Origin of the sequence: Arthrobacter sp. Cr_A7, assembly GCF_029222765.1 — a bacterium.
Classification (GTDB): Bacteria; Actinomycetota; Actinomycetes; order Actinomycetales; family Micrococcaceae; genus Arthrobacter.
Genome location: NZ_JARHXQ010000161.1, coordinates 1 through 5,423, shown reverse-complemented (window position 1 = coordinate 5,423; position 5,423 = coordinate 1). Strand labels below are relative to the sequence as shown.

Genomic DNA, 5,423 nt, shown 5'->3' with positions numbered 1-5,423 from the left:
AGCAGTTGGCCCGATCATAGACGGTTGGGCCAGCAGCAGCACGACAGGGGGCTTCTTTTGATCCAGGCGGTATGGTCAATGCTGGCCCAATTGCAGACAACTCCAGGAGGCTCTACCTATTCCAGAGCCTTGTTAGCGGTGTAAGCGCGGAGGCAAATCCGGTAGTGTTGACAGGTCTATCCGGGACCTGTCCTTTTTGTACGGCGCAGGGGCTACCGTCGCACGGATTTCGCGCTGCTCGGTCCCAGGGTTTCCCCAAAGAACCTTTACCTGGGTGCCGGGAGAGGAATGTCCCGTATCGATGACGCAGAGGGAAATGACTTCGCGGAAGTACGCACTGTAACCGCGCGATGTGCTGACCCCGACGGGCTGCCCGTTGACCGATACCCGATCCGAGTACATGTATCCGCGAGGGTCTTGAGGGAGTTCCATGAAATCCGGAAGTGGCGTGCCTTTGCGGAACAGTGACGCATATAGGCCCATGACGTCATCCGAGTTCCACACCAGCGTAGAAATGGCACGTTGAGGATCTTTCAGTTCGGCCCGCAGCGCATCACTGCCGGGAAACTCATGGTCGAAGTTGATTCGGTTTCCCCAACCGAATTCAATGGGGCTTCGGTACCAGTCCGCCACCCTGTCTGATTCAAAGCTGCCAGCTACACCGTAGTAGTCGTCGAAGAAGCTGTGCTCGGACTCCATCTGCTCTTTGAGGTACCCTCGGCCGCGACCGTCCCAGATCGCGGGCAGGTAGTCCAGAAGCAGGGTGGGGTAGCAGGCCTCCAGGTGATTGATCATGGCTACCCGTCCGCCCATCTCCTTAAGTCCAAAGTCGTCTCCTTCGGCGACAATCGCCGCCCATACCTCCGGGCCGTTTTCGATGGCAGCCTGGAGCTCGAAGCCGAGTTCGCCCGTCATCCCCTGACGGAGGGCAACAACGTCGTGACCCCCAATGCGAAGTGGCAACTCGCGCATGAACTTGGCCTCGCGTAGGCTACGCCCCGAGACTCTTTCCATGAGATGGATTGCATTGGGTCCCTGCACGTGAAACTTTGTCATTCCCACTACTTCACTTGTCACGTCATACCCGCCCTGACGCGCAACGTAGTCCGCCCAGGCAGTGCTATGCGCAATGACCTCCTCCTCGCCTGTCCGAGTAAGAATGCCTTCTTCAATGATCTTTCCGTTGTCATCGCAGTGAATGACGTGCTTGGATTGCCCAATTTGGAATTTAGCAACTGAATTAACTGATGTGTCGGCGAAGAGCTTGATGGCGTCTCGACCCTTGTAGCGAATTGTCTCCAGCCAGGACCAGTCACCTATGTAGCAGGTCTCTTTCCATGACATGCTTTCGTCGATCCAGTTCGTATATTCAGGGACGTGCCAGTACTTCGCCCCATGATGCTGGCGTATCGGCTGGCGTAGAGAGGCTGCCGAGAAGTCGGCAAGTTTACGTGGAGAAATCATGATGACCTGTCGGTAGAGGGGAGGTGGATCTGGCCCTGTTGCAGTTAGTTGTTGGGGACGGGAAGGTTCAGAAAGCTCTCTAACGCAAAGTCGAGCCCTTGCCGGTCAAATGGCAGGCCGGACGTGACCGCTTCAAGCATCGAGCCGTTGAGGAAGACACTCAATGCCTTTGCGGCACGGGAATCCATGTAGCGCCCAAGCAGGGCGGGTACTTCGTCCCGCCAGACACGGGCCAGGGGATCCAGCTCCTCGGTACGGGCGGCCGCCACGTAGATCTCGTATTCAAGGATGGCGCGTGACCTGTCCTGGACATATCTGTCTGCCAAGTCCGCTAATGTCTTCCGGAAGTCCAGCGATCGTTCCAGCTCGCTCGTCCAGGTCGCTAGGTATTGGCGGCTCTGCGAAACCACTTCGTCAACGGCAACCCGGATTAATTCCTGCAATGTCGGGAAGTAGTACGTCGTTGCACCCAGGGGGACCTGTGCCCGGGCAGCAATCAAGCGGTGGGTGACTTTCGCCACTCCTACTTCAGCGAGGACCTCGACCGTGGCAGCAATAATCTTCTCCCTGCGGCCCTCTGGATCCCGCTTTGCCTTCTTCGATGGAGTGTTTTTTTCCATGGATGCTCGCACTTCAAACCATCCGTTCGCGAGATACACCTACTGGCCGGAGCTCGTCTAGTACATCCGTCCATGTACGCCTGTACTACAAAAAGTATCACGTCTGTAAATTTGTGCGCAAGGTTGGACCTGTAAAGAAATGCGGCCGCACCCGCGAGACCCCCTGATCCTTTTTCCCCGGCTCGCCCCGTCCGGTCGCGGGACCCTTCCGCTCGGGTCCTTCAGAAGGCCGTTGTCGCCGGCCCGCACCTGGTTCGCTCCGGTCGACTGGGCCGGTTCCCTAGGGCACGCAATAGCTGGGACGCAACTGTCCCAGGCATGGGTAATCCGAAACATGGCCACGCCCTCCTGGTCGAGGGGAACGACGACGGGCGCTGACTACCGCCAATGCCCGCGACGATTCGCGCCGCCCCTGCCCGCCCAGTAATTTCCGTTGGAAACGAATTTCCGTGTCGAAGGGTCTTTGAACACCTTGCTGGATCACCGACCAAACTCAATCCGCAGTTGCGGGAGGCCCCGGTCGGCTAAAGTGGGGGTGCTGGAATGGAGCGGAGCAGTAGCCGGTTGCGTAGAGAACGTGGTCCAGCCAGCTGACTCGATTGGCGAAACGCCTCGCCCTTGCCGAGGTGGTCCATCGGTATGAGTCGTTTTCCCAGTTCATTCTCAACCGCCGCCGAGATGTCTCGGCAGTGAAAGTATGTACGAGCCAAGGAATTCCCAAGTCGTCGGCAACCACCAGATCCGCACCTTGCCGTAGGTCCAATAGGTCTTCGGGCTGCAACCCGGTTTCTTCAAACAACTCTTCACGCGCCTGCTGTTCGGGGGTTGCTCCTACTTCAACAAACCCGGTGATGCAGTGCCAAAGGCCGCTGTCGTGGCCGATATTCCGGCTCCTTCTGAATAAAGCAATCCTACCCCGCCATTGGACGACGACAGCCACGACAACGTGGCTCTGGGGAATGTCAGCCGTAGCATTTGGTGGGTAGCTGATGCTGGGAGACTCATCGATCGTGCTCATATTTCGCGCATTCCCGAAACGCACGCCTATTCTCATCGGACGCCCGGCCCGGGGTGCAACCACTTGTGCTCATGACCGGATTGGCTTGACGTTGGCAACGTCCTTTTTCAGCCTAAATTGCCGCTGAACCCGGCCAGAGTGTTGGCGATTTGCACGATTTTCGAAGATTTGCCGCTTGTCTTTTCGTGCTTCTCACCAATGGAACGTCCCAGAAAGATAGCGTGAGAACCGATGTAGCGAATCGGCTCCGGTTCCCAGTTGCGTGGGTGCTTACGTACCCACGGCAAGGAAGTCATTTCCGTATTCTGCTTGAGGATCAGGTCCCGAAGTGTGCGGCCGGCCATATTTGACGCGACGACACCCTCGCCCACGTAGCCTCCGGCCCAGGCGAGGCCGGTCTTCTCGTCCAGTCCGACAGAAGGGGCCCAGTCGCGTGGAGCACCAAATACCCCTGACCAACTGCGAGCAATCTTTGTTCCCTCGAGCGCGGGGAACAATTTGAGCAGCTCGCCTAGATAGTGCTGGGAGAGCGCTGGATCGGGCTGAACGTCGCGTGAAGTTCCGGAGCCGAAACGATAGGGGAGACGTGGGTCGTCTCCACCGATAGTAATCCGATGATCAGGGGTATGTTGCAGATGCAAAAATGGGTGTTCCGCAAGGATTGCCTCTCGACTGTCCCAGCCGATGTCGGACCAGAGGTGGTCAGGGATGGGTTCGGTCGCGATCATGGTGGTGTGCACCGGCACGATGGCCCGCTTGTGGTCCTTGATCCACCCGGTATACGCCTCGGTGGCGCGAACAATATACGGGGCATCTACTAATCCACGTTCACACACAGCGCGTCCTGGTTCCATAGAGACGACACGAGTGTCTTCGTAAATCACGCCGCCCAAGGCTTCAACCCTTTCCGCTAGCCCTCGCACGAGCTTGGCCGGGTCGATGCTGGCGCAGTGAGAGCTCCACTTGGCACCAAGAACGTTTTGGGCGTTTACTCTGGCGGTGACCTCGTGGGATTCGAGGAACAAGGTGTCCTCAGGGCCGAAGCCCCATTTGCGGTCTTCTTCTACACTCTGGCGGAAATGGTGTTCTTCCAAGGAAGTCCGGGCGAGCATGAGGACGCCGTTCTTAGAATAGTCGCAGTCAATGTTCTCCTTTGCAATGACAGCACCTATCTGATCGACGCCGTCTTGAACTGCCCTTTCCATTGAGACAGCGCCTTGCGGGCCGCCGCGCTTATTCCAGAACTTTCTTGAACCCACGACCTGCGCAATTGCCGCCCCACCGTTTCGCCCGGAAGGCCCATATCCAGCGAACTTCGCTTCGAGCACGGCTACGCGCATGCCTGGCCGACTCTTGAGTAATTCATAAGCAGTCCATAATCCGGTGTATCCCGCACCCACAATGGCGACGTCCGCAGAGGCTGCCCCAATGAGGGGATCGCGTTGAGGAATTAGCGTTTCGGCACCGAACATCTCGGCGTACCAATGTGAGATATCTTGAGCAGCATGCTGCATTTGTTTTTCCAATCCTGAGCGTTTGCAAGCGGAACTTTGGTTGATTCGCCCGTGAACGATTATTGTTCTGTGCTGGGTTTCGGCTACAAGCTCCGCCCTCTTTTGGCGGACGCAGGGCTTGGCTCTCTACAGTTCGTAGAGGCTTATGGGGTCTTCGACCAGGTGGAGGGTCCGCTGTCCTGACCGTAGAGATCTGAGCCAGATGATCGTGTGATCATCTGTCAGAGCATCGATCTCCGCAATGATGAGAAGGCCGTGCTCATTGAGTACTTCAACAATCTGGCCGGGTTTAAGAACGTTCCAGTTCTTAATGTAGCGACCCGTGGGTGGGGCGACCTGGTGACTACTACGGCCAGTCAGTGCTTCGACTACTTTCATCGCTAGTAGCCCTCCTGTTCGCGATTGGGTTTTTCCGGACAGCGGCGGGCAGAACATATGCCGGCCGCACTTAGGGGGATCGGTTTCCCTGGGCGCAATGAGGCCGGCAACGCTTCGTTGCATCACTTACCTCCCGTTGCGAACCAATTCCTCGGGGGAAAGATCTGCGTGGGGGGTATGGCCGCGCATATCCGAGGCGTGACGCCGGACATACCGGAGCGAGCTGCGTCCTAGCAGCGCTCGGACCTAATGGTTGCCGCATGAAGTGTGTTTCGGAGCAGCATTGCGATGGTCATCGGGCCAACCCCTCCGGGCACTGGCGTAATCTTTCCGGCAACTTCAACAACGCCTTCGAAATCAACGTCACCCCGGAGCCCGGAGGCTGTTCGGTGGATTCCTACATCAATCACCGTCGCTCCGGCCTTGACG

4 protein-coding genes and 1 pseudogene are annotated in these 5,423 nt (G+C 57.6%); all 5 read right to left on the bottom strand.

Annotation, left to right across the window (positions count from 1 at the left end; all coding sequences use genetic code 11):
• Nucleotides 1–132: 132 nt before the first annotated feature.
• Complete coding sequence (locus tag P2Q66_RS10070) at nt 133–1,464, bottom strand: hypothetical protein (RefSeq protein ID WP_275727699.1); 1,332 nt, start codon at nt 1,462–1,464, stop codon at nt 133–135.
• Nucleotides 1,465–1,508: 44 nt separating this feature from the next.
• A complete protein-coding gene (locus tag P2Q66_RS10065; RefSeq protein ID WP_275727697.1) occupies nt 1,509–2,084 on the bottom strand; it encodes a TetR family transcriptional regulator in 576 nt (191 codons plus the stop codon).
• 1,125 nt (nt 2,085–3,209) lie between these two features.
• Complete coding sequence (locus tag P2Q66_RS10060) at nt 3,210–4,616, bottom strand: FAD-dependent oxidoreductase (RefSeq protein WP_275727695.1); 1,407 nt, start codon at nt 4,614–4,616, stop codon at nt 3,210–3,212.
• Between the two features lie 126 nt (nt 4,617–4,742).
• The gene (locus P2Q66_RS10055; RefSeq protein ID WP_275727693.1) at nt 4,743–4,994 is read right to left on the bottom strand and encodes a hypothetical protein; all 252 of its coding nucleotides are present in this window, start codon (nt 4,992–4,994) and stop codon (nt 4,743–4,745) included.
• A gap of 230 nt (nt 4,995–5,224) precedes the next feature.
• Nucleotides 5,225–5,423: pseudogene (locus P2Q66_RS10050) on the bottom strand (bifunctional 5,10-methylene-tetrahydrofolate dehydrogenase/5,10-methylene-tetrahydrofolate cyclohydrolase); the annotation flags it as partial.

What these genes read in the sequence shown, in the direction of transcription:
- P2Q66_RS10070 (WP_275727699.1), bottom strand. Translation starts at nt 1,464, where the DNA reads ATGATTTCTCCACGTAAACTTGCCGACTTCTCGGCAGCCTCTCTACGC.
- P2Q66_RS10065 (WP_275727697.1), bottom strand. Translation starts at nt 2,084, where the DNA reads ATGGAAAAAAACACTCCATCGAAGAAGGCAAAGCGGGATCCAGAGGGC.
- P2Q66_RS10060 (WP_275727695.1), bottom strand. Translation starts at nt 4,616, where the DNA reads ATGCAGCATGCTGCTCAAGATATCTCACATTGGTACGCCGAGATGTTC.
- P2Q66_RS10055 (WP_275727693.1), bottom strand. Translation starts at nt 4,994, where the DNA reads ATGAAAGTAGTCGAAGCACTGACTGGCCGTAGTAGTCACCAGGTCGCC.